This window comes from uncultured Agrobacterium sp., assembly GCF_913777885.1.
Classification (GTDB): domain Bacteria; phylum Pseudomonadota; class Alphaproteobacteria; order Rhizobiales; family Rhizobiaceae; genus Agrobacterium.
Genome location: NZ_CAJYTV010000008.1, coordinates 199,648 through 219,678, shown reverse-complemented (window position 1 = coordinate 219,678; position 20,031 = coordinate 199,648). Strand labels below are relative to the sequence as shown.

The window sequence follows — 20,031 nt, the reverse complement described above, 5'->3', positions numbered from 1 at the left end:
TTCAATGACTTAGCAGATCAGCCTTTGAATTCCTTATATTTTCCCATCGCGAGCAACCGTGGATGCCACCTTTGTGCCCTGGCTTTGGGCATCAGTCAACAGGGCAGGCGAGCGGCAATTATTTCCGTTCACGGAATTTAAGTTCATAGTCAGGCGGCCACACGTTCCCCGCTGTCGGATCGCTTGCGTAGCTCATGCGCTTCTGTGAAGGTGACTCCGGATGACGGCTGTCAAGGCCATTAGATCTCTCTGTATTTGTTGCAAAATACAAAGAATCTGATTGCCGCCCTCCGCTCAACCCAGCGACCGCCAGCGATGATTGAACAGGCTCTCAGTCGTACCAGCTCTCTTGGTTCATAGCTTTGAGGGGACGGCAATGACCTCTCAAGAGGCCCGATTGCTATTGAGTATCAGTCTTCACATCAGGCATCACGAGCGGCAGATAGTGATGTGGCTGACGCATGAGGACTAGGTCTTTCCGGCGCGCGACGTTGGTCGGATAGGTCGGGTGAGTACTCGACAGATCAATAGGCGCGACAGCAAGATAGCCATCTTGCAAGATGGCTTCCTTCCTGGGAAAGGCGAAAGTGTCCGGGCCGAAAATGCCGCTCAGCCCTGCCGTTTTGTTGCCTGCTGTCTTGGTATTGGAGAATGCGAAGTAGCAGTTGTTTTCGCCCGCCCTGACCCGGTAATGGTGCCAGTGCAACGGGTCGGGGCCAGCGGGAATCGGATCAGGCTGACTGACAGAACTCCCCGCATGACCGAGATGGAAGCCATCACTGATGCTCGAGGGGCAGCAGATCAGGTCGCAGCCCCTGAGCGCCAGGATGCGGCCGGCCTCCGGGAAGGCTGCATCGTGGCCAATCATGACGCCTACCCGTCCGAGTGGAAGATCGAGGACGCAAAATTCGTCACCCGGTGTTGCCCATGCATGCTCATGCTCGGTCAGGTGAATCTGGCGATACGTGGCCGCGGGCATACCTGGCCTAGCGATGACGGCGCTGCAGAACCGCTCTTCATTGCTTGCCTCCGCATAGCCGGCGATGATGGAGATATCCAGCCGCTCGGATAGTTCAACGATTGCCTGTACCGCCGGATGTGAATTCGACGTTGCCGTTTCTCTGTGGTTTGTGAGGCCGGTCAACGCAAAAGCCGGGAAGACGATGAGCTCTGCCCCCTGTGCCTTCGCGTCTTCGGCCAAGCCCACCATCAATGTCAGGTTGGCGTCGATATCGGATGACGGCGTGAATTCGCCGACGGCAATGCGACCGAGACGCCCGTCTGCAAGTGGTTTATGCCCATACAGGCGGAAGAACTCCCTCGGATTCCAAGCAAACGTATTTGTCATCAACTCCATGTAAAGCTCGGGCCGGCGTTGCTGCATAACCGGCTCGCCCGCGACCTGCCTTTGGCGTGACCGTGCAGGATCGATAATGCCGTAGGCAATGCCGTCACCGCCATCGACCACGTCGAGGATTTCAGCCTCTGGCCCGATGATGCAGCTACCGCCGGAAAACTGGACGCCGCGTTCCAAACCCCAGCGATTGCTTTCGATCAGATAGCAGCCGTTCTCGTAGGCCCGACTGATCCAGTATGGTGCCGGCGTCCGTTCGGCCAGCCAGTTGGAGACGTGGCAGATCACGTCGGCTCCGCCGAGACCCGCCAGCCGTGCCGTTTCGATGAAGTGGATGTCCATGCAGATGAGCATGGAGATGCGGCCGATTTTCGTCTCAAACACCTTGTGGCCGAGATCGCCGGATGCCGCCCACTTGGGCTCGGAAATATAGGGATGGGTCTTGCGATGCACGCCGACCAGGCCTTCCGGCCCGATCAGCGCTGCCGAATTGTAGTAGAGGTTCGTCTCCTTATCGACTTCGGGAAGGCCGATGACGATGTAGCAATCGTGTCTGCGGGCCAGCTCCACAAAGAGGTCGGTGCTCGGACCCGGAATCGTCTCGACGAAAGGGGCGACCTCTGTTCGGTCATACCAGCAATAACCCGTGGTCCCCATTTCCGGCGTGGTGATTAGTCTCGCGCCGTTCCTGGCGGCCTCCTCGACGAGCGCCACCAGCGCCTCCAGATTTCGGGTTTTCTCACCGAAATGAGGTTCGAATTGCACGGCTGCTGCCTTGAACGAGGCTGTCATCAAAATCTCCATCGGGCGGTCCGCAACAATGGGTCGATCAGGCAGCGATGCCGACGATCGATTTCAGGACCGAGGCGCCGACCGTGTATTTCGGGTCGACCATATTGCCGAGGCGCACGCGACCGCATTGGGTCAGCAGCATGTAGGCGTCGATCTCGTCGAACCCAAAGTCGGCAGCCATCCAGCGGATCAGCTCGCGGTATGCGCTACGGGTCGCATCTTCCATCGGCCGTGCCGAGCCGATCGTCATGTAGAAGCGGTCGTTCTCAAGGCGTGGTGTCTTGATGGTCCAGCCCTTGATCAGGTCAACTTGAACGGTGGTCACGGTCGGATGCTCGATGGCAACGCCACAAAGTTCGCCGTCGCCCTGCGCGGCATGGCAATCCCCGAGGTAGAGATAGGCACCCTTGGTGTTCACCGGCAGATAGATCACCGTATCGGGGCAGATGTCCGGAAGGTCCATGTTGCCGCCATAGTAGTCGGGAACGAGCGAGGAAATCGCTTCGATTTCCGGTGCGGTACCGATCGTGCCGATGAAGGGCTCATAGGGAAGCGTGATCCTGTCGCTCCACTTCACGCCTGTCTGCGCATCGACATGCAGCTTGCGGACACGCTCGGGGAGAGGCGCGGTCAGCATCGCCGTATCTGCTGTCGGAACCAGACCGCCGAATTCCGGCATGATGACGGTGGTTCCGCGCGGTTGCGGTCCGCGCGGCACGACGCTCTTGATGTAGACGGCGAGGCAATCGCCCTTTTCGGCGCCGTTCACATAGATGGGACCATTCTGGGGGTTGAGGAAAGGGAAATTCAGGATCTGGGACGGGATGTCCGTCTCGTGTTTGATCGCCCCTTCGAAGGCATCGTGGGTTTCAGCCGAGACCACCGAACCCGGATCGACCGTCAGCACCGGATCGACATAGGCACCATAGACGTAGTGGTACTTGCCTTGGCTCTCCTCGGTAATGCTGTAGGTCTCGCCGACCTTGCCCTTGGCGACGCCCTTGCGGGCCATGATCGTTTCGTCGAACCAGCTCATGGGTGGGCTCCTTTATTCGCTCAATTTGCTGTTTTCGGATATCAAACGGCCAGATAGCGGCGGACAGCATCGCGGTCCTCCAACGTTTCCGGCATGATCTCGTGTGTAATGCGCCCCTTGTCGATGACGTAGCAGCGCTGTGCCATCGCGCGGATCATCTCGATATTCTGCTCGACGAAGACGACGGTCACGCCGGTCGTTCTATTGAGCTCAACCATGATGCGGGCGATTTCCTGGACGATGTTCGGTTGGATGCCTTCGGACGGCTCGTCGAGCAGGATCAGCGACGGCTTGCCAATCAGCACACGGCCGATCGCAAGTTGCTGCTGCTGACCGCCGGACATCGTACCGGCTGGCTGGTTTCGGCGCTCCTTGAGGATCGGGAAATAGGTAAAGACTTTCTCGATGTCGTCTGCCGTTGCACGTTTACCGCTGATCTGTTCACCGACCATCAGGTTTTCGATGACGCTCAGCCGCGGGAAGACATCGCGTCCCTGCGGCACATAGCCGATGCCCAGCCGCGCCCGTTTGTAGGCCGGTATCGTGTCGATTGCGGAGCCACGGAAGACAACCGAGCCCTTGTCGCGGGGAAGAAGGCCGATCAGGCTTTTCATAAGCGTCGATTTTCCAACGCCATTGCGGCCTATGACCGCGACGATCTCGCCCTCGCGGGCATCTATGTCGATGCCTTGCAGAACCGGTTTTCCGCCATAGCCCGACCACAGGCCGACCGTATTGAGAAGCACTTCGCTACGCATGGGCGGTGTCTCCGAGATAAATGGCCGCCACGCGCTCGTCGGCGACGATCTCGTCGATCGTGCCCTGCGCAAAGATCTTGCCGAAGTGGAGGACCGTGACCTTGTGGGCAATCTGGCGGACGAAGGCCATGTCATGTTCAACGGCGAGCACCGTGACGCCGTCCCGGTTGAGAGCCTGGACCATTTCCCCGGTCGCGGCCGTCTCGTCGGGGGTCATACCCGCCGTCGGTTCATCTAACAGCAGGAGGCGAGGTTTCAGCCCGACCGCCATGCCGATCTCTAGCCACTGCTTCTGGCCGTGGCTCAGGTTGCCGGCAAGCTGGGTGCGAGCTTCCGTCAGCTTTAGGAAGTCGAGCAGCCGATCGATCTCGTCATTGAGTTCGGAGGGATGGCGATGATGCTGCAGAGCGATCTGTAGGTTCTGTCGCACGCTGAGCGCCTTGAATATGCCTGGTACCTGGAACTTGACGCTGATGCCCCGGCGGATGCGTTCAAACGGCTTCGCCCGGGTGATCTCGGCGCCTTCGTAGAGGATCTGGCCGCTGGTCGGCAGATGCTCTCCGAGTATCAGGCGGAAGAAGGTGCTCTTGCCGGCGCCGTTCGGGCCGATCAGGCAATGGATTTCACCCTGCTTAAGGGCAAAGTTGATGCCACCCGTTACATGCAGGCCACCGAACCATTTTTTGAGGTCGCGTGTCTCGAGAATAGTCATTTCTGTTCTCCGCGATCGGCTGGCTTGCGATTGAACAGACCCGAAGCAAGGGCAAAAATTCCGAAGATCAGGCCACGCGGGGCGATCAGCACGGTCAGCACCAGCAGCACGCCCATCACGACCAGAGCATATTGGCTGCCATGGATGGTCAGGGCCTGGAACCCGGCGAGGACGATTACGGTACCGATCAGGGTGGTGGTGAGGTCACCTCTACCGCCGACAGCAACCCAGACGATTGGCAGGGCTGCCGCCGTCATGCCCATTGAGGCGGGCGTGATATAGTTGCCCCAGGAGGTATAGAATACGCCGGAGACACCGGCGAGCGCCGAGCCGATGACGAAGGTGACGAGCTGATAGACGCGAATGTCATAGCCCAGCATTTCGGCCCGTTGCGGATTTTCGCGAATGGCGACCAGAACATTGCCGAAGCGCGAGTTCACCAGAATGCGCAGGCCGAGATAGCAGACGATCAGCAGTCCCAGCGTAACGTAATAGAGCTGGATGTCGGGAAAGAGCACGACATCGCCGTCGAACCACGGGATGGTGAGCGACGGCATTCCGCCCATGCCATTATAGCCGTTCAGCCGTGCAGTTCCGATCTGCCATTCCGGACCGGCGGTCTGCGCCATGAAACGTTCCAGGACCAGTGTAACCGATAGTGTGACGATGCCGAGGAAGACGCCGCTGATGCGGCCGAAGAACAGGAAGTAGCCGAGAACCGCCGCCAGCATCGCAGCTGTCGCCACGGACGCGATCAAAGCAAAGAGCGTCAGCCCGTAGGCATCGCCGAAATTGATCGAGATGATTCCGTATGTGTAACCGGCGACGCCGAAGAAAGCCGTCTGGCCGAAGCTCAGGGTGCCGCCATAGCCCCAGATCAGGCTGAGGCCGAGAGCCATGAATGCCCAGTTGAAGAAATAGACGTTGTTGCCGACATCATAACCGTCGGCAAACTGCGGGTAGGCGCAGGCGAGGGCCACGACCACCGCGAACACGGTCCAGAATGGTTTGCCGCGGCCGAAGGTCTGCGGTCCCTGCAACAGCCTCAGTGCATTCGACAAGAGATTGGCTTTTTGCATGGGTGTCAGGCTCTCTCACGAAGGATCCAGCCGGAAATACCGCGCGGCAGGATGCGGATGACGATGATGACGGCGACGAGGAGGCCGATCTGGCCGGCGAGCTGGCCCTGCCAGGAGGTTAGCGCGGCCTTCACCGCACCGAGGATCAGGGCGGCAGGCGCGGTGCCTAAGAAGATGTCGGCGCCCCCGACGACAACAGTAACGAATGCCTCGACGACGAAGGCTGCGCCCATCGTGGGTACGAGGGTCATGGTCGGGGCGTAAAGTCCCCCGGCAAGGCCGGCCAATGCGGCGCCAAGGCCGAAGGTGAGGCTGTAGACAAGGCCAGTATTGACGCCGAGGGCTTGGGCGATGTGGGGGACCTGGATCGTGGCCCTTGCCAGCACGCCGAAGCGGGTCTTGGTAAAGCCGAGCCACAGCAGGCCGAGTGTTGCTAGCGCCGCCGCCATCAGCACGACACGGTAGATCGAATAGGAATAGGGGCCGACGGCAAAGCTGCCGAACGGTGTGCCGGTCCCTTGCATGGTGGACCCGAGAAGGATCAGGGTGCCCTGGGTGACGATCATCGAAACGCCCCAAGTGGCAACGATCGTATCCATAGGGCGGTCATAAAGGGGGCGGATGATGATCCGCTCGATCACCATTCCGGCCATGCCGGCAGCCAGCGCACCGCAGACAATGGCGAGCGGCAGCGGCAGGCCCGCCCGCGCCGCCGCAGAGCAGACATAGGCGCCGCACATGATGAATTCGCCATGGGCCAGATTGATCACGCCCATCATGCCGAAGATGATCGCCAGCCCGCAGGCCGAGAGAACCAAGAAGGCAAAGGCGTCGCCTGTCTGATAGGCAAAGCTGAAAAGAGAAAAGAGAACGGTCATGGCGAGGGCGTTCCTTGCATCTGCATGGGGGCTGCGAAACGTTGAGAAATGCGGCCGGACCGAGCCCGGCCGCATGAGGATTAGTTTGCAGCCGGCGGCGGGCTGGACGGGGTATACTGTGCGCTTGGATCGTTCTTCGTCAGATCGCAGCCTGCCTCACCCAGCCAGTAGGGCTTGATGTCGTTCCAGACCTTGGGGAAGCTGATCGAGTGGTCGTGATTGACCTTGGCCAGGTAGATCGTGTGCGACATGTGCTGGCTCTTCGGGTCAAGGCAGACCTTGCCTTCCGGCGCGTCGTAGCAGACGTCACCCTGGGCGATGACCTTGCGCAGGTCGTCCTTCTTGGTCGATCCGCCGGCCCGCTCGACCATCTGCTTGTAAAGCTGGAGGGCGAGATAAGAGTTTTCCGCTTCCTGGTTGATATAGGGCTCGTTCGGGAACTTCTTGTGCCACTTCTCGACGAAGGCCTTCGATGCTGGGTTATCGACCTCCTCGATCCAATTGACCGTGGCATACATGTTGGCGAGGCTCGGCGGCTTGAAGCGCTTATGCTCGTAACCCTGGCCGACATTGACGGACGACCCCATCGGCAGGTTCACGTTCGCGGCGGCCGCCTGCTCGTAATAGGAGGCTTGGGCGGTGCCGACCAGAAGCGTCACGATGAAGTCCGGCTTGGCGGCCTGGATGTTCTGGATGGTCTGCGAGAACTGCGAGACGCCGAGCGGGATGAATTCCTCGCCGACCATTTCCCCGCCATTTTCCTTGACGATGTTGCGCACCCATTCGGCCGAGATCTGGCCGAAATTGTAGTCGGCGGCGATGGTGTAGACCTTCTTGCCGTAGGTCTCCATCATGTAGGGCAGAAGGGTCGAAAATTGCTGTTCCGGGACTGCGCCGGTGACAATCATGTTGGCGTCGCAGACACCGCCTTCATACTGGTTGTTGTAGAAGGCAAGCGCATCGAACTGGTTGACGATCGGCCGGTAGGCCTCGCGGGAGGCGGATGAGAAACCGGCGAAGACCGCGTCCACCTTATCGCGCTGAAGCACGCGGCGCATGAATTCCTGATAGCGTGTGTTGTCGGACTGGGTGTCGTAGATCACCAGTTCCAAAGGTCGGCCGGCAATGCCGCCCGCTGCGTTGATCTCTTCGGCTGCCAGCTCGATGCCGTGGACCTTGCCGATCGTGGCGGCAGCAAAGTCGCCGGACTGGTCTTCGAGTACGCCGAGTTTTATCGGCTCCTGGGCGTTCGCCGCACTGGAGCAAAGCAAAATCATGCCAAGCGCCGTCATGGCGCCGTTAAGCGTCTTCATCATTCTGTTCTCCATGGAGGTGGGTGGCTAGTCGGCGACGGCCTGCTTCTTGTCAGGTTCCTTGTCGTCAATGGTTTGCGCCGTGCTTCGTTGGACGACGCCTACACAATAGGCTTCCAGGCTGAGACGTGCGCGCATGCTCTCCTTCCGGAGCACGGCGAACGCTCCCTCATCGTCGAGGGAATGAGTTTTCATGACCATCGTCACCGCCTTGACGACGTATCGGCGATACCGTCGGCGCCTTTCGAGCTCCTGGATCGACAGGCGCAGATCTACCTTCTGCTCGAATGTGTTGATGGCCAGGTAGAGCGCGGAAAAGATCGAGCCGCTGTGGACAGGCTTGGACAGGAAGGCGGTCGAGCCGCACTGCATCAGGGTGCGCAAGCGACTTGGCGCCTCGATGCCGACCAGACCGATGACCGGGATCTGCGGCAGATCAGTTTCCGTGCCCTGGCCCATCTCCGGAAAAAGATTGAGATCACCATCGAGGAACAGCACGTCGCGCTGTGAATCCGCGGCTTTCAGCATGGTCCGGAACTCGCCATGTGCCGGTGACAGTGGCTCGAATGCCATGCCGAGCCGTGTCATCATTGTCGACAGGGTCTCCGTTGCCCGCTGATCGTTGCTCAGAAGAAGCGCTCGGCGTTGGCGAAAATTCTGTACGTAGCGGTTGGAGCTCATGACACGATCCTCAGGGTAGGGCGGCGTGACGCAGCCTCAAGCGTGGATGTGGAGTTGATCAGGTATGGATCGGGTGCGACGGGGCACCCTGCATCGTAGACGATATCGAACTGGCCATCCTGCCTGGAGCGCCCGATGCGCGGCGTCAGATACGCATGGAATGTGGCAGGGTCGATCGCAACGTCTCCCTGCGGTGCCGTGAAACGTTGCCGCGCAGCGCAGGACTTGACGCTCTGAAGGCAATCGCTGCCTGCCTCGCGAAGCGACTGTGCCAGCAGAATGACGGCCGTGTAGGCGGCTTCCGCCTCAGCGGACGGGACCTTCTCGTTGGCAAAGGCGGCGTTGTATCTGTCGACAAAGCGACGGTTTTCGCGCGTATCGATCGAGGCAAAGTAGACGCTGGAACTGAGATGGCCAGCCACCGCATCCGGACCGATGCTCTCCAGCTCCGGTTCGGACAGGTTGCAGCTGGCCACCGGGTAACGTCCGGCCTGATCGATGCCGCGCTTCTTGCAGGCGGCGCGGAATGCGCGGAAGAAGGCGTAGGCCGATTCGCCGATCAGCGAGTTGAAGACGATGTCCGGATCCGCCGTAAAGATCGACTGGATGATGCTGTCGAAATCCGTCTCGCCTACTGCGAGATAGCGCTCGCCGACCACGGTGCCGCGCCGCAACGCCAGTTCCTCGCGCAGAACGCGGTTGCTTTCCCAGGCCCAGATATAGTTGGATCCGACGCAGAACACCCGTCGCCCGATGTGATGGGTGAAATAATCGACGAGCGGCAGCATGTGGTGGTTCGGTGCGGCACCGGTGTAGATGACGTTGGCCGAACTCTCGAAGCCTTCGTAATGGGTCGGGTACCACAGAAGCGCGTCGCGCTTTTCGAAGACCGGAATGACTTCCTTGCGGCTCGACGATGTGTAGCAGCCGACAAGGTTCCTGACCCCTTTGCCGATCATCTCTTCGACCGCCGGGGCATAGGCCGCCAGATCGCAGCCGGGATTGCGTTCGATCGGCATCAACCTGACGCCAAAGTCCGGGTCCTGGTTGATCTGTTCGACGGCAAGCCTCGCGCCGTTCAGCATCGATCTGCAAACGGTGGAGTATGAGCCTGTAGTGGAAAACAGCAGTCCGACGGGGTATTCCCTGATCATGTTCCGGCAGCCACAATGTTAGACCTTTCAACTTTCGCTGAAGGCGGCGCCGTTGCCATGCAATGAGACGGATTTCCCAGTTTTGGCGCAAATTTAAGCATCTTTGCTTGGCGCCGCGTAATTAAGCTGACTGTTTGCCGGTGCTATGTCAAGCAGCCCATTTCAAATTTTTTCGTGTGCCGAATCCGTCTTGACGCATTGCGAAAGAGGGGCGGATCCTATGCGCGTATAGGCGCTGCGAGACAGCCGAGAAAAGGGAAGCAGATGGATTTGGGTTTGAAAGGCCTGCGGGCCGTGGTGACGGGTGGAACGCGTGGCATCGGGCTGAAGATTGCCGAAACGCTGGCCTCGGAGGGGGCGGATGTGGCGATCTGCAGCCGCAATGCCGACGAGGTAAAAACTGTCGCGGCGCGTCTTTCGGAAAAAGGAATTGCTACCCTGGGTGGCTGCGTCGATGTCGCGGACGGCCGTGCCATCTCGTCCTGGGTGCGGCAGGCAGCCGTTCTTTTTGGCGGCATAGATATCATCATCGCGAATGTCAGTGCGCTGTCGATCGGCAATGACGAGGAGAGCTGGAAGCAGGGCTTCGACGTGGACATTATGGGCACCGTCAGGCTGATCAATGCGGCGATGCCCTATCTTGAAAAAAGCAAGGCACCGTCGATTGTTACGATTGCATCCGTCTCGGGCCGGGAGATCGATTTCGCGGCCGGCCCCTATGGTGCCTTCAAGGCCGCACTGACCCATTACACGCAAGGGTTAGCCTACTCGCTGGCGCCCAAGGGCATCCGTGCCAACACGGTGTCTCCCGGCAATACCTATTTCGCAGGCGGTGTGTGGGAGACTATCGAGAAGAACAATCCGGAGTTGTTTGCCGCGTCACTGGCATTGAACCCGACAGGGCGCATGGCAACGCCGCAGGAGATCGCCAATGCTGTTGCGTTTCTTGCCAGTCCCGCGGCAAGTTTCATCTACGGCACGAACCTGGTGGTCGATGGCGCACTCACCCGCGGGGTGCAGCTTTGATACTATCAGTGTGGGTCCCCAGCCAATATTCTAGCCTGCTGCGAACACGACAGGTCGCATAGATAAAAGCGGCCGCGATCGCGCAAGTTATTGATAAGGCGTCGCTTTTTTATGCGGGAGATGTTCGCAGATTTGGATTGGAAAATCCGACCAAACTGGCCTGCCTGGGAGACCTGGATTCTCACATGATTTCAGAGGCTTATAGAAATGCCCTTGAAATTCCCTCTGTTTTCCTGCCGCGAGCGACCGTGGATGCCACCTTCTTGCCCTGGCTTTGGGCATCAGTCAATATGGGGCGCGGAACGGAAATAATATCCGCTTTTGGCGGTAAAGACGGCGTCTGGCAATCGCCACGTGATGACCGCTGGCGCCCCAATATCAATCATAGAGGCAAATCATCGGACTTCTTCGCGGAAGAGCATGAGGCAATTGGACCGATCTGGTTTTGTCGTCGTCTTGCGTTCGCGCAGAAGGCCTTCGAGGCGTTTTCCAGCTCTTGGGCGAATCTCCTCGAAGTGACGCGCGTTCTCTATGATGTCGCCGCGCTGAAAAATGCGCTTGACTGCACGAGAGAATCTCCATCCCGACCCCTCTGCCTGTGCAAGAACTTTCACGCTGCCGCAAAAGAGCTATAGCAAATCGCGCTGGTGAGTAGCGCCGCTGGACAACGGACGCTGAAGGTGCCTCTGAAGCTCAGAGTTTAAACGGCTTAGCAGACTCGAAAATAAATTTGACAGCAGTTTCAAGTGTGCAGGTGGGCCGAGTCCTGTACCAGCCTCGGCGCCGACTCGGTATAACCCCTTGTGGCGCGTCCAAGATATGATATTTTGCGCAGCAAGCAGCCCGATGTTCTTCACTTTATTCTTTTGGTGAAAGGACCGGCTATGGAACCCAATGATTCTCTCTTCCTCGAAATCCTCGGCATTAAGGCTGGCGCTCACGGCCGTTTCGCGATTGTCGCCGTGCTCGTGACTCTTTTGCTGGCGGGGGCGGGCTATCTGACGGGGCGGACGCCGGGATTGTGGTGATGCTGATTATCTCCGGCCTATGTGAGACTTGCGCCGCAATCTCAGCCGCCACCTTGGCTTGGGCTGCCGCTTGTTCTCTCGCATCGAGACGCTGGATGATCCCAAGGCGCATGGCGCGGCGTTTATTGATGGCACTTTCGCCCGCGATTTGGCGCAAGGCGACCGCTGCCTTGTCGAGGATGGTATGGAGATATTCGTTCGGATTGCCGACGGTGAGATATTGGCGCAGGCCGTTGATTATATCCGAAAACGCCTCGTCCTCATGGGACTTCAAGGCGCGAGTGTATTCCTCAACCGGAAGTGCGGCTGTGCCAACAACCACATCTTCCTCAAAGCCCCTCTTTGCGAGCGCGAGGAAAAGCTCGTCAGGGGTCATCTTCGGTTTCTGCCGCGCTTGGGCAGCCGCCAACCTTTCTTGCACCTCTTTTGTCAATTCCTCTCCAAACCGAGCGAGGTGGTCCAGATCGAACGCTGACGGGTTGTCGGCATTCGCGGCAGCGTGCGTGGGCATCACCTCTGGGCACCAGTTTTGGGCATCAGGTCGCCAATGATGCCAAAACGATATCCGGCACGACTGGAAAATCAAGGAATTAAGGGCTTTTAGGGAGAATTGGCTGGGGAACCTGGATTCGAACCAAGATCGACGGAGTCAGAGTCCGCTGTTCTACCATTGAACTATTCCCCAACTTCGAAGAGCGCCGGGCGCTTTCGTTTGGTGGGTCGTCATATAGATGATTTGGTTGGCTATGCAAGCCGAAAAATGCATTTTTCCCAAAGCTTATTCTTCGGCCGTATCAAAGCCTTGCTTTCGTGGACCTTTGTGTCGAAAGGATCAGGCTGGTCTCGCTGCCGGTGATGCCGGGAACAAGGCGTATGCGGCGCAGCACAGCGTCGAATTCGCTTAGCGTTGCCGCGCTCAGTTCGACGATCAGATCCCATCGCCCGTTGGTGGAATGGATTTCGGAAACCTCTGAGATGCCGCCAAGGGCGCGGATGACGCGGTCGGTGACGTGGCCCTCGATCTCTATCATCATAATGCCGCTTACTGCATTCGCTACTGCATCCGCCCGAAGGATCACGGTGTAGCCGATGATCGCGCCGTTTTGCTCCAGCTTTTCCATTCTGGCGCGTATGGTGGCGCGCGAAGCGCCGGTTTCAACCGCAAGGTCCGATATACTTCGTCTGCCGTTGTGGCGCAGAAGGGTGATGAGCTTTTCGTCGAGATGATCCATACGGATAGCCTTATATGGCAGGTTCATTGAACATAATGATAAGCCAATTGGAGAAATTTGCCAATCAGTGCTGTTCATTCTGCCACCTTGATGTGGTGTCATGTCTCAAGGTTTCGAAAGCTGGAGATAGCGATGAACTGCAAGTTGATCGGAGTGCCTCTGCAGATTGGTGCAGGGCAGTTGGGATGCGAGATGGGACCGAGCGCCTTGCGCATTGCTGGCTTGAAAGCCGCGCTTGAGGAGCTTGGGCATGATGTTACCGATCTTGGCAATGTGGCGCCCGCACCGTTGCGCGATCTTCAGCATCCGAACGCGGCCGTACATCATTTGTCTGAAACAGTCGCCTGGACCGAAACGCTGATTGAAACTGCCTATCGGGAAAGCGCGGACGCCATGCCGATTTTCCTGGGCGGCGACCACGCGCTTTCTGCCGGCACGGTTGCCGGGCTATCGCGCCGGTCTACCGAGCAAGGACGTCCGCTCTTCGTTCTTTGGCTGGATGCGCATACCGATTTTCATACGCTTGAAACGACACGTAGCGGTAATCTGCATGGCACACCTGTCGCCTATTACACCGGCAGAACTGGTTTTGAAGGGTATTTCCCGCCGCTCACACACCCCGTCGATCCGGGCAATGTCTGCATGATCGGAATTCGAAGCGTCGATCCGGCCGAGCGCGCGGCGCTCAAGGATTCCGGTGTTACAGTGCATGACATGCGCATGATCGACGAGCATGGCGTGGCGGTCCTGCTCAGAGATTTCCTTGCCAGGGTCGAGGCTGCCAACGGGATGCTGCATGTCAGCTTCGATGTCGATTTTCTAGATCCGTCGATTGCGCCAGCAGTTGGCACCACGGTGCCCGGCGGGGCGACCTTCCGCGAGGCGCATCTGGTGATGGAGATGTTGCACGATAGTGGTCTCGTCAGCAGCCTCGATCTCGTCGAGCTCAACCCGTTTCTGGATGAGCGTGGGCGCACCGCAACCCTTATGGTGGATTTGACCGCAAGCCTGATGGGCAAGCGTGTTCTCGATCGGCCCACGCGTGCAGGGTGAGGAGGAGAGGATCATGACCGCTATGGCAAAACTCAACGTCGTTCCCTTCGTCAGCGTCGACCATATGATGAGGCTGGTGCTGAAAGTGGGTATCGATACCTTCCTGCGTGAACTCGCGGACGTCATCGAAGAGGATTTTCTGCGGTGGGAGAGCTTCGACAAGACACCACGTGTTGCCTCTCACTCACGCGAGGGCGTGATCGAGCTTATGCCGACGAGTGATGGCACGCTTTACGGCTTCAAATATGTGAACGGCCATCCGAAGAACGCCCGTGAGGGTCGCCAGACGGTTACGGCTTTCGGCGTTCTTTCCGATGTCGGCAACGGCTACCCGATGCTCCTGTCCGAGATGACGATCCTGACAGCGCTTAGAACGGCTGCCACCTCGGCGGTTGCCGCAAGGCATCTGGCAAGAGCGGATGCGCGGTCCATGGCCATCATCGGCAATGGTGCACAGAGCGAGTTTCAGGCGCGCGCGTTCAAGGCAATTCTCGGTATAGATCATTTGCGACTTTATGACATCGACCTCTATGCCAGCCGCAAATGCGAGGCCAATCTACGCGGGTTGGGCTTCTCGATCACGATCTGTGACAGTGCCGAGCAGGCTGTCGAGGGCGCCGATATTATCACCACGGTTACCGCAGATAAGCAGTATGCCACGATCTTGACGGATAATATGGTCGGCCCGGGGGTTCACATCAACGCAATTGGGGGCGATTGTCCCGGCAAGACGGAATTACACCGCGATATTCTGCTGCGCTCGGATATCTTCGTCGAGTATCCGCCGCAGACTCGCATCGAGGGCGAAATCCAGCAACTGGACGTGGATCATCCGGTCGTTGAACTGTGGCAGGTTGTGGCGGGCAGGACTGCCGGTCGCACAGATGAGCGACAGATCACGCTTTTCGATAGTGTCGGCTTTGCCATCGAGGACTTTTCAGCGCTGCGCTATGTGCGCTCCAAACTGATGGAAACCGGCCTGTTCGATGAACTGGACCTTCTCGCCGATCCGGACGAGCCGCGCGATCTTTATGGCATGCTGCTTCGATGCGAAGCGGCGATGTCCGTCACTGATACGAACAAGCAGGCCGCACTGTCATAGTCCTTGAAGTCGGCGTTTTCTGGCGGTGAGTTGCTCGCGCCAGATGGTGAAGAGACCGGCTGCGATAACGATGATGGCGCCGACGACCATATGGGCGGTCAACACCTCGCCATAGATCGTAACGCCGACGATGGAGACCAGCACAAGCTGATAGTAGGAGAAGGGCTGCACCGTTGCCGCATTGGCCACTTCGAAGGCTCGGATCAGCAAGTAGTGGCCGCTCATGCCAGTGATACAGAGTGCAAGCATCCAAAGCCAGTCATGCGGCGCCATATTGACCCAATAGAACGGGCCAACGAAGGTCAGCGCTACCGCGCCGGCGACGCCTGTGTAAAAGAAGCTGGTCATCGACGTATCGTCGCGGCTGGCAAGCCGGGTCAGGACACTGTAGAGCGCCAGCATGAACGCGGCGACAAAGGTCAAGAGCAGCGTCAGGTCGATGCCGGTTTCGCCGGGATTGATGATGATCAAAACACCGGCAAAGCCGACGAGGATGGCACACCATCGTCGCCACCCCACTTTTTCGCCCAACATCGGCACCGATAGTGCCGCGACGATCAGAGGAATGCAGGCAAAGATCGAATGGGTGTGGGCAAGGCCCACCAGCTTGAACGAAAAGATCGAAAGAACGATCTGGGCGGCCAGCAGCACACCCCGGCTGATCTGCAACCAAAGCCGTTTGGACTGCATGGTCGCCTTCAGCCCGTCGCGAGAGCGTGCGGCGAGGATGACGGCAAAGACCGCAAACGCCCAGTATCGCACCATCACGACGAAGACGGGCGGATAGTACTGGCCGAGATGTTTGGAAATGCCATCCTGCACGGCAAATATTGTGAATGCCCCAAGGGCGTAAAGAAGTCCGGTGGATTGGCTGGGCATCGCTCTCTCTCGGCATATCGGCGGGAGGGAGGACATGCCGATAGTCTGATCACCGAACAATCTAACGAAAAATGACGGGGCGGAAAGGTCCGATTGAATCTCTTCCGTTCCCTCGCTCCTGTATGTGCGGCGCGCTCTGCAACGAATGCTGCGCATAAATCTCATTTTTGCTCTTGTAGCTCTAGTGGCTAGAGGTCGTAAGACGTGTGCAGCATGAAAGGGACCCATCGGATGAGCACTGACTTACAGACCAGATTTCGGATCGGCGGCATGGATTGCGCATCTTGCGCGAGCAAGATCGATACAGCCGTTCGGCGGATGAAGGGCGTGGAAGATGTCTTGGTTTCGGTCACCGCGGGAACGATGAGCATTCGCCACGATCAGACGAGCGATCTTGACGCCATCGGGAAGAAGGTTCGTGGTCTTGGCTATTCTGTAGAGCGCTTGGTGGCAGGCCAAGCTGGTAATATGACAACGCCGGATCGTCATAAGGCCTGCTGTGGCGGTCATGCGCATGATCATGCGGATGACGAGGATCATACGCATTGCGGTCAGGTTCACGACCACGATAGCCGTGAACATGGCAAGCACGATCATATCGATCGTGCCGCCGCTGTAGAGGGATTGCATGGCCACGACCATGGGGCGAGCGAAGGCCCATGGTGGAAGGGCAAGAAAGGCCGCGCAATGCTGTTGGCGGGTGCTTCGCTGGTCACGGCTTATGTGATCGGTCATCTTGTGCCGCCCATCCAGCTTTATGCTTTCGCCGCAGCCATGCTGGTTGGCTTGGTGCCGATTGCGCGCCGAGCCGTCATGGCAGCGCTTGCCGGCACGCCTTTCTCTATTGAAATGCTGATGACCATTGCTGCCGTCGGCGCGCTGGCGATCAACGCCACGGAAGAGGCGGCGGCTGTCGTCTTCCTTTTTTTGGTGGGCGAATTGCTGGAAGGTGTGGCAGCCGGAAAGGCTCGTGACAGCATCAAGTCTCTCTCCGCTCTGGTTCCGAAAACTGCATTGCTGGAAGAGGCGGGCAAAACCAATGAGGTGCCAGCCGAAAGCCTGCAGATCGGCGCGATTATCCTCGTTCGTCCGGGTGATCGCATATCGGCAGACGGTGTCATCGTGTCTGGCGATAGCGCCATCAACGAGGCTCCAGTCACGGGTGAGAGCGTACCGGTTCAAAAGAATGCCGATGACAGCGTGTTCGCTGGAACGGTCAATGGCGATGCCGTATTGCGGGTCCGTGTCACGGCAGCCGCTGCCGATAACACCATCGCACGCGTGGTTAAGCTGGTGGAGGAGGCGCAGGAAAGCAAAGCGCCAACCGAACGCTTCATCGATCGCTTCTCTAAATATTATACGCCGGGCGTCGTGGCCGTCGCAGCACTTGTGGCCCTTACACCGCCGCTTCTCTGGGGGGCGAATTGGGATGAGTGGATCTATAAAGGGCTCGCTATTCTCCTGATCGGCTGCCCTTGCGCACTGGTTATCTCTACCCCTGCCGCCATCGCCGCCTCGCTCTCGGCGGGCGCTCGCCGAGGTTTGTTGTTGAAAGGCGGGTCTGTCCTGGAAGGGCTCGGCCGCTTGACGGCGGTGGCGCTCGACAAGACGGGTACGCTGACGGAAGGCAAGCCTAAGGTCACGGAGATCGTATCGTTCGAGTTGTCAGAAATTGAGATCCTGCGTCTGGCCGCCGCGCTCGAAACGGGCTCCAGCCATCCGCTTGGGATTGCCATCTTGGAAAAGGCATCGGTAAGCCAGATCGTGGTGCCGTCCGTGAGTGAGGCCAAGGCGCTGGGCGGCAAGGGCGTCTCGGCAACCGTGGAAGGACACTCGGTCTTTCTTGTATCGCCGAAAGCCGCATCCGCGCTGGTCGATATTCCACTCGCGCACCAGAACACCATCACGGCACTCAATGATGAAGGCAAGACAGTGTCGGTGCTCATTGTGGATGGCAAGCTTGCGGGTGCAATCGCCATGCGCGATGAGCCACGTGCGGATGCCGCGGATGGTCTGAAGGCGCTGGAGGATGCGGGCGTCAAGGTCGTCATGCTGACGGGCGATAATGCTCGCACGGCAAGTGCTATCGGCAAAGCGCTCGGCATCGAAGTGCGTGCTGACCTTCTGCCGGAAGACAAACAGCGTATCGTCGGTGAATTGAAGGGCCAGGGCTTTGTTGTCGGCAAGGTTGGAGATGGCATCAATGATGCGCCCGCTCTTGCTGCTGCCGATGTCGGCATCGCCATGGGTGGCGGAACGGATGTGGCGCTGGAAACAGCGGATGCAGCGATCCTGCATGGCCGAGTTGGCGATGTGGCGAGGATGATCGATCTTTCCAGACGCACGATGCGCAACATCTATCAGAATATTGCGATCTCGCTCGGTCTTAAGGCTGTCTTCCTCGTGACCACCATCATCGGCGTCACAGGTCTGTGGCCGGCAATCCTTGCAGATACGGGCGCAACGGTGCTTGTGACGATGAATGCGCTACGCTTGCTCAGGGTGGCGAAGTAGGGAGCAGCTCAAACCGCCAGCAGTCACGTCTCAGGCTTGTCATCTGCGAAGTCTGAGACAGTTCCAAGTGATGACCCGGGGGGTGTGATGAGACTTGGGGGGGCGAGATCTTTAACGCCACTTTTCCTTGGCGCTCTCATCGGCGTCTTTTGCCGACACCCAAGTGCCCGCAGTCCCATCCGTCGCGTGCTCCTTCTTCCAGAAGGGGGCGGCGGTCTTCAGATAGTCCATGACGAAATTGGCGCCGTCAAAGGCGGCTTGGCGGTGGGACGAGGCAGCGATGACAAGGACGATATTGTCGCCGGTGGTGATCTTGCCATAGCGATGGATGACGGTCAGTCCTCGAAGGTCAAAGCGCTCTATGGCGAGCGTGGCGATGCGCATCATTTCCGCTTCCGCCATGCCGGGATAATGTTCCAGCTCCAGCGCAGATAGAGCGCCACCTTCATCGCGGCAGAGACCCGTGAAGGTAACGAGGGCGCCGATCCCAGCGTCGTTGCTGCTGAGCAGTTTGGCTTCCGCCGCGGTGTCGAAGTCTTGGGCCTGCACGCGGATGGTCGGGGTAACACCCATTGATCAGCCACCCGTCATGGGCGGGAAGATACCGATTTCGCGCGCGCCGATAATGCTTTCGTGATGTTCGATATGTTCCTGATTGACCGCGACACGAATGACATTCGGATATTCGAACGCAGCTTCGTATTCTTCGCCAAGGCTTTTCAGGTAATGGATCAGCTCGCGCGCGGTGTTCACCTCAGCGGGGATATCGATATCCTCTTCCGACTTCCCTATCTTCTCACGCACCCAGGCAAAGTAAACGACATGGGTCATCACTCTTCATCCACGATGTGGCGCAGCCCCGCCTTGAAGTAATCGTAGCCGGTATAGATCGTAAGCGCCGCGGCTATCCACAGCAAGCCAATGCCGATTTCGGTGGTGTGGGGCAGGATCGTATCGCCTGCCGGGCCCGCTAGAAGGAAGGCGATAGCCACCATCTGAATCGTCGTTTTCCATTTGGCGATGCGCGTCACAGGCACCGAAACCTTCAACGCAGCGAGATATTCGCGGAGTCCCGACACCAGGATTTCACGGCAGAGGATGGTGATCGCCGCCCAAAGCGACCAGCCGGCAATGGTTCCGTCTGCCGCCAGAAGCAACAGGATCGAGGCAATCAACAACTTGTCGGCAATTGGGTCCAGCATGCGGCCGATATTGGACGTCTGGTTCCAGATACGCGCCAGATAACCATCAAGAAAATCGGTGATGGAGGCGATGATGAAAAGCCACAGCGCGGTCCATCGTGCAAAATCCGAACTCTCAAGTTTTCCTTCCACGAAGAAACACAAAACGATGACCGGTACGGCCAGAATCCGGCCATAGGTCAGAAGGTTCGGGATGTTGTAGGTACGCGAAGCCATGGAAAACCTGTCTATCGATATC

At 58.5% G+C, this 20,031-nt stretch carries 21 protein-coding genes and 1 tRNA gene; 7 read left to right on the top strand and 15 right to left on the bottom strand.

Features of this window, described 5'->3' with window-relative positions:
• Positions 1 to 400: 400 nt before the first annotated feature.
• The 9 genes from QZ869_RS06595 to QZ869_RS06555 all read right to left on the bottom strand — a co-directional run bounded on the left by QZ869_RS06595 (position 401) and on the right by QZ869_RS06555 (position 9,757).
• Positions 401 to 2,146 carry a nitrilase-related carbon-nitrogen hydrolase gene (locus tag QZ869_RS06595; protein ID WP_296039765.1) on the bottom strand — a complete coding sequence of 582 codons (1,746 nt, stop codon included), beginning with the start codon at positions 2,144 to 2,146 and terminating at the stop codon, positions 401 to 403.
• Between the two features lie 37 nt (positions 2,147 to 2,183).
• Entirely contained in the window at positions 2,184 to 3,182 is a 999-nt protein-coding gene (locus QZ869_RS06590; RefSeq protein WP_296103413.1) for an acetamidase/formamidase family protein, read from the bottom strand.
• Between the two features lie 41 nt (positions 3,183 to 3,223).
• Positions 3,224 to 3,940 (bottom strand): ABC transporter ATP-binding protein, encoded by a 717-nt coding sequence (locus QZ869_RS06585; RefSeq protein ID WP_296103410.1) that lies wholly within the window; start codon positions 3,938 to 3,940, stop codon positions 3,224 to 3,226.
• The gene (locus QZ869_RS06580; protein ID WP_296103408.1) at positions 3,933 to 4,652 is read right to left on the bottom strand and encodes an ABC transporter ATP-binding protein; all 720 of its coding nucleotides are present in this window, start codon (positions 4,650 to 4,652) and stop codon (positions 3,933 to 3,935) included. Before QZ869_RS06580 ends, QZ869_RS06585 begins: the two co-directional genes overlap by 8 nt.
• A complete protein-coding gene (locus QZ869_RS06575; RefSeq protein ID WP_296103407.1) occupies positions 4,649 to 5,731 on the bottom strand; it encodes a branched-chain amino acid ABC transporter permease in 1,083 nt (360 codons plus the stop codon). Before QZ869_RS06575 ends, QZ869_RS06580 begins: the two co-directional genes overlap by 4 nt.
• Positions 5,732 to 5,736: 5 nt before the next feature.
• Entirely contained in the window at positions 5,737 to 6,609 is an 873-nt protein-coding gene (locus QZ869_RS06570) for a branched-chain amino acid ABC transporter permease (protein ID WP_296039757.1), read from the bottom strand.
• Between the two features lie 80 nt (positions 6,610 to 6,689).
• Positions 6,690 to 7,901 (bottom strand): urea ABC transporter substrate-binding protein, encoded by a 1,212-nt coding sequence (locus tag QZ869_RS06565; RefSeq protein ID WP_296039869.1) that lies wholly within the window; start codon positions 7,899 to 7,901, stop codon positions 6,690 to 6,692.
• A 48-nt stretch (positions 7,902 to 7,949) separates the two neighbouring features.
• Complete coding sequence (locus QZ869_RS06560) at positions 7,950 to 8,603, bottom strand: ANTAR domain-containing response regulator (RefSeq protein WP_296103404.1); 654 nt, start codon at positions 8,601 to 8,603, stop codon at positions 7,950 to 7,952.
• Positions 8,600 to 9,757, bottom strand: a complete 1,158-nt coding sequence (locus QZ869_RS06555) for a transporter substrate-binding domain-containing protein (protein WP_296039753.1) — start codon at positions 9,755 to 9,757, stop codon at positions 8,600 to 8,602. The genes QZ869_RS06560 and QZ869_RS06555 overlap by 4 nt, the downstream gene beginning before the upstream one ends.
• A 264-nt stretch (positions 9,758 to 10,021) precedes the next feature.
• On the opposite strand from QZ869_RS06555, the gene QZ869_RS06550 reads away from it, so the two are divergent.
• The 4 genes from QZ869_RS06550 to QZ869_RS06535 all read left to right on the top strand — a co-directional run bounded on the left by QZ869_RS06550 (position 10,022) and on the right by QZ869_RS06535 (position 12,286).
• Positions 10,022 to 10,783, top strand: coding sequence for an SDR family NAD(P)-dependent oxidoreductase (locus QZ869_RS06550; protein ID WP_296103402.1), 762 nt, complete (start codon positions 10,022 to 10,024; stop codon positions 10,781 to 10,783).
• A 137-nt stretch (positions 10,784 to 10,920) separates the two neighbouring features.
• The gene (locus QZ869_RS06545; RefSeq protein ID WP_296103400.1) at positions 10,921 to 11,418 is read left to right on the top strand and encodes a hypothetical protein; all 498 of its coding nucleotides are present in this window, start codon (positions 10,921 to 10,923) and stop codon (positions 11,416 to 11,418) included.
• Between the two features lie 249 nt (positions 11,419 to 11,667).
• The gene (locus QZ869_RS06540) at positions 11,668 to 11,811 is read left to right on the top strand and encodes a hypothetical protein (RefSeq protein WP_296103398.1); all 144 of its coding nucleotides are present in this window, start codon (positions 11,668 to 11,670) and stop codon (positions 11,809 to 11,811) included.
• Positions 11,812 to 11,839: 28 nt separating this feature from the next.
• Positions 11,840 to 12,286, top strand: a complete 447-nt coding sequence (locus QZ869_RS06535; RefSeq protein WP_296103395.1) for a hypothetical protein — start codon at positions 11,840 to 11,842, stop codon at positions 12,284 to 12,286.
• 136 nt (positions 12,287 to 12,422) lie between these two features.
• On the opposite strand, the gene QZ869_RS06530 is transcribed toward QZ869_RS06535, so the two are convergent.
• Together QZ869_RS06530 and QZ869_RS06525 are read right to left on the bottom strand one after the other, a co-directional pair.
• Positions 12,423 to 12,496, bottom strand: a tRNA-Gln gene (locus QZ869_RS06530).
• A gap of 109 nt (positions 12,497 to 12,605) precedes the next feature.
• Positions 12,606 to 13,043, bottom strand: a complete 438-nt coding sequence (locus QZ869_RS06525) for an Lrp/AsnC family transcriptional regulator (protein WP_296103392.1) — start codon at positions 13,041 to 13,043, stop codon at positions 12,606 to 12,608.
• A 132-nt stretch (positions 13,044 to 13,175) separates the two neighbouring features.
• Here QZ869_RS06525 and rocF point away from each other — a divergent pair, with 132 nt between their 5' ends.
• Together rocF and QZ869_RS06515 are read left to right on the top strand one after the other, a co-directional pair.
• Positions 13,176 to 14,096 (top strand): arginase, encoded by a 921-nt coding sequence (gene rocF, locus QZ869_RS06520; protein WP_296103390.1) that lies wholly within the window; start codon positions 13,176 to 13,178, stop codon positions 14,094 to 14,096.
• 13 nt (positions 14,097 to 14,109) lie between these two features.
• Positions 14,110 to 15,198, top strand: a complete 1,089-nt coding sequence (locus QZ869_RS06515; protein ID WP_296103387.1) for an ornithine cyclodeaminase — start codon at positions 14,110 to 14,112, stop codon at positions 15,196 to 15,198.
• Here QZ869_RS06515 and QZ869_RS06510 read toward each other — a convergent pair.
• A complete protein-coding gene (locus QZ869_RS06510; protein WP_296020645.1) occupies positions 15,193 to 16,077 on the bottom strand; it encodes a DMT family transporter in 885 nt (294 codons plus the stop codon). The genes QZ869_RS06515 and QZ869_RS06510 overlap by 6 nt on opposite strands.
• A 231-nt stretch (positions 16,078 to 16,308) precedes the next feature.
• Between QZ869_RS06510 and QZ869_RS06505 the strand changes: the two genes are divergently transcribed.
• Entirely contained in the window at positions 16,309 to 18,591 is a 2,283-nt protein-coding gene (locus QZ869_RS06505; RefSeq protein ID WP_296103385.1) for a heavy metal translocating P-type ATPase, read from the top strand.
• Positions 18,592 to 18,702: 111 nt separating this feature from the next.
• Here QZ869_RS06505 and QZ869_RS06500 read toward each other — a convergent pair whose 3' ends face one another.
• The 3 genes from QZ869_RS06500 to pgsA are packed head-to-tail and all read right to left on the bottom strand — an operon-like array spanning position 18,703 to position 20,009.
• Positions 18,703 to 19,164, bottom strand: coding sequence for a molybdenum cofactor biosynthesis protein MoaE (locus QZ869_RS06500; protein ID WP_296103383.1), 462 nt, complete (start codon positions 19,162 to 19,164; stop codon positions 18,703 to 18,705).
• Between the two features lie 3 nt (positions 19,165 to 19,167).
• Positions 19,168 to 19,422: a molybdopterin converting factor subunit 1 gene (moaD, locus tag QZ869_RS06495; protein WP_296039281.1), complete on the bottom strand. Its 255-nt coding sequence runs from the start codon at positions 19,420 to 19,422 to the stop codon at positions 19,168 to 19,170.
• The gene (gene pgsA, locus QZ869_RS06490; protein ID WP_296018134.1) at positions 19,422 to 20,009 is read right to left on the bottom strand and encodes a CDP-diacylglycerol--glycerol-3-phosphate 3-phosphatidyltransferase; all 588 of its coding nucleotides are present in this window, start codon (positions 20,007 to 20,009) and stop codon (positions 19,422 to 19,424) included. The genes moaD and pgsA overlap by 1 nt, the downstream gene beginning before the upstream one ends.
• Positions 20,010 to 20,031: the final 22 nt, after the last annotated feature.